Source organism: Nesterenkonia alba DSM 19423, from assembly GCF_000421745.1.
Taxonomy (GTDB): domain Bacteria; phylum Actinomycetota; class Actinomycetes; order Actinomycetales; family Micrococcaceae; genus Nesterenkonia; species Nesterenkonia alba.
In genome coordinates this window covers 1-3,385 of the sequence record NZ_ATXP01000032.1, presented here as the reverse complement: position 1 = coordinate 3,385, position 3,385 = coordinate 1, and the positions used below count along the sequence as shown (strand labels likewise).

The 3,385-nt window shown below is 58.6% G+C and carries 4 protein-coding genes; 1 reads left to right on the top strand and 3 read right to left on the bottom strand.

Features of this window, described 5'->3' with window-relative positions; translation table 11 throughout:
* Positions 1-374: 374 nt before the first annotated feature.
* Together H578_RS15805 and H578_RS0112005 are read right to left on the bottom strand one after the other, a co-directional pair.
* Positions 375-1,397, bottom strand: a complete 1,023-nt coding sequence (locus H578_RS15805) for an SdpI family protein (protein ID WP_022873918.1) — start codon at positions 1,395-1,397, stop codon at positions 375-377.
* On the bottom strand, positions 1,394-1,762 hold the full coding sequence (locus H578_RS0112005) for a GntR family transcriptional regulator (RefSeq protein WP_022873917.1): 369 nt from the start codon (positions 1,760-1,762) through the stop codon (positions 1,394-1,396). Before H578_RS0112005 ends, H578_RS15805 begins: the two co-directional genes overlap by 4 nt.
* A 238-nt stretch (positions 1,763-2,000) precedes the next feature.
* Here H578_RS0112005 and H578_RS16350 point away from each other — a divergent pair, with 238 nt between their 5' ends.
* The gene (locus H578_RS16350) at positions 2,001-2,210 is read left to right on the top strand and encodes a hypothetical protein (RefSeq protein ID WP_156837349.1); all 210 of its coding nucleotides are present in this window, start codon (positions 2,001-2,003) and stop codon (positions 2,208-2,210) included.
* Between the two features lie 394 nt (positions 2,211-2,604).
* On the opposite strand, the gene H578_RS0112000 is transcribed toward H578_RS16350, so the two are convergent.
* A complete protein-coding gene (locus tag H578_RS0112000; RefSeq protein WP_084710245.1) occupies positions 2,605-3,246 on the bottom strand; it encodes an MFS transporter in 642 nt (213 codons plus the stop codon).
* Positions 3,247-3,385 lie beyond the last annotated feature (139 nt).

Below are 3,385 nucleotides of genomic sequence, written 5' to 3'. Positions count from 1 at the left end.
CACATGACTGGGGGCAAACGATCATGCCCAGAAGCCGGACCGGACAACACCACTTATCCTGCCGGAAAACTGGTGCCCCTAGAAGCTAACGGGGGGTCGTGTGGTTGCGGGTGTTGTGAATGGCTGCTTTTTGGCTACTTTATGCGCTCAGAACCGTAAAACCCCTTGTCAGAAGGGGGCCTGTGACGCCCCGCTGGGGTCACGAATGTGAAGTGTCAGGACATCGTTCCGCGATTGTCCTGGCACTTTTCTTTTGTGTGGCGCGGGGGTGTGTCAGGTCATCGTTCACTTTTTGGGTTGGTAGTCCTGCCGCTTACCCGTTATCTCCACAACAGTTCTGAGCGGTCGCCGAGTCGAATAACCGATCTATTCTTCTAGTTCTGCCGAGCCCTGGTTGCTTTGGTGTTGAGCAGGGCGGCGCCAGTGGCGGCGTCGTCGACAGTGATCACCACTGTCCGGTTGGCACTGCGGGCGATCTCGATCCCTTCTCCGCCACGGATCACCACACCGACTTTTCCGCCCATGTTATCGAGCGCACCACGAATGCCCCAACCGCCGAACTCGCCCATCGGGCTGATGTTCTCCCGGACCTTGGCACCTTCAATTTCGACAGCGGGCACATGCAGTTTGGGCCACCCCGCCACGCTGTGGGCTGTCAAGCCCCGCGAATCGATCCGAACCGTCCAGACCAGCATCACCAGTGCCAGCAGCAGCGGGGCCATGCTGAAGATAAAGGTAAACCAGGACTGTGCCCACCATGAGAGAGCAGTGGTGAACCCCACGTAAAGAACGACCGCGACCAGGCCCCACACCTTGAAGTTCTGCGAAGGACCAACGTGCTTCACCCACACTGCACGTTCACCAGGTGCTAACTCTGCGTGCTCCCCGGCCACAGGTCCAGCTGCTGGAACCTCTGGATCCTTCCCGCCGAGCAGACCTGACAGCAAACCGGCAGCTAAAGCTGCACCCGTGCTGATCAGCATTCCTATATCAATACTGCCGGGGGTCTCTCCGGGGCTCAGATTCAGCTGGACTGCAACAGGGACCACGAACATCCCCGACATGAAGACCGCCATACCCACAGCCAGGCCTAGCACCAGGCGCCGGATGAAGGCAGTCCGGCCGGTCAGAATGGCAAAGAGTGCCAGGACGACCAGGCTGAGCACAGCCATCCCGCCGAGGATACCGATCAACTCACCCACCGAACCAGTGCGGTTGACTCCCTGTGGCCCCCAGTGCAATGCGACTTCCTCGGGCAGCCTGGGCAGCCACAAGAGAACCAGGGTGAAAGCCCCTGCGGTAATGAGTGCTGGGAGGATGACGCCGAGCAGCCACCGTCGACCAGGGTGGGGGCGGGAAGCGCGCTCCGACTGAGCAGTTGACGGCGGGGTGGTCATAATCTCTCCTGTGTTAAGGGGTGTTGGGTAACCATTTTGGCTACCGCGCTCAGCGGTACGCCGAGCTTCCGGGCCTCTTCGCGGACGACCTCCAAAGCGGCGGCCAGACTCTCGTATTGCTCGGCGTGCTGAGCAGTAACCACTGCGCCGCGTCCCCGGCGCAGCTCGACGAGGCCTTCGTCGCGTAGTAGCTGATAGGCGTGCAACACGGTGTGCTTATTGACCTCGAGCGATTCAGCCAGCTCCTGAGCAGCAGGCAAACGCTCGCCATCGCGTACCTCTCCATTGATCACAGCCAGCCGTAGCTGCGCGGCCAACTGCTCAAAGATTGGCAGCGAAGAGGATGGCTCAATCCGAAGCAACATAACAGCAGTATAGTTATTCTAGTGTAAATAGAATAATCTACAGGTGGATGGACTGCTCAAGCTGTGAAAGCTGCGGGACTCGACCTCCGGAGCGGGGCTGGTAGGCGTAAGGGGCTGTAGGCAGGATCCCCTACCCCTGAGACCAGGCAAGTGCTGCGCCAGTGGTTCGCATACCGTGAGTCGTCCTGACGATAGTGATCTACTTACACGTTGTTTTTCGTCGGGCTATTCTTGATCTATGAGTACCGTGAGTCGCGATGAGCTGCATGAGCTCCTTGAGAGGGTGCGCCCCGAGGAGCTGGACAAGGCTGCGCAGGCGTTGGCTCCTTTGGCGGAAGAGCCACCACCGCGTCGTCGGATGCCTAAGTCCCTGGGCATGCGACGAGGTCGGCCGGATGCTTCATCTCGAGTGGATGAGATTCTGCGGGAGAACGGTTTCGGCCAGTGATCGTTGTTGACAGAACGACTAGGTGCGCGTCGAGTCGCCACTACAGATCATCGACACTTCTCTGTTGTCCGACCACGGCATGTGGAGACCTTCCACTTGTTGCCTGAGTCGGTGCACCAGTAGCCAGCAGGCTACGGGAGCCTCTCAGCCGGGTTCACTGGGGGAGAAGATTAGGGCTGATCTCGATGACTGATGTTGGCGCGAAAAGCAGCCATTCGACGTAGTGCAGACAGGGGCTTCTCAACTTGACCGTGACGGCTGGAGTGCGCGAGGACTGAGCGCACCAGAGCTTGACGCGTGATCCCAGAGGACCCCTCAACACAGAGTAAGCGTTCTCCGAGCCCCTTGCATGTTTGAGGCCTGGGCTGAAAACACATCGTAGGAGGCAGGAATATCATTGAGGCATGCTCGACCAGGCTTTTCTGCGTTGTTGTATTGCCATCATTGTGCATAGTAGGGAGCAGATGAGCAGTACTGCGAGGAATATCATTCCACCGGTGTAGCCCAGTGGTGAGTCCGCCATCCAGCCGACCAAGGCAGGTCCGCCTGCTCGTCCTCCAGCAAGAGCAACCGCTTGGATACCCATCAGTGCTCCGAACCGTGGACCGGAATACCAGTCACTCATGAGCACTGCACGCAGAGGCATAAAAGCACCGAAGAGCAGTCCGAAGAGGATGAAGTGACTGTTCATCTCCCACGCTTCACTTCCTCGTATTGCTACTAGGACCGAGGGCAGGATCAGGAGGGTCAGTGCGATCCAGATTCTGGCGGAGTCGAACCTGTTTGCCAGCATCGGGAGAAGATAGCGTCCGGGCAAGCTGAGTACTCCAACGGCGACAGCCCACCAGCCAAGCATGATGGGGTCGAACCCTGTGGCTTCGAATCGAGCGATGCGATGGACATTGAATGCTTCCAGGACCGCCATCGTTGCTGCAACTGCGCAGGTGAGCGGAATGAATCCCGCTGGAAGTCGGGAGTGCAGAGACTTCTGCGGCTGATCTTCAGAGTCAGATGACGTTCCCTGGCCAGCAGTCATTTTCTTTGCTGGAGCTGCACGTAGTGCCCACACAGTTGTCAGCGATGTTGGAGTGACCCCTTGATTTCGGTCCAGTAGTTATGTGAGTTGCACTGGCGCCCGCTCTTGGCGGGAGGAAGACTGGTGTAACCATGACAGC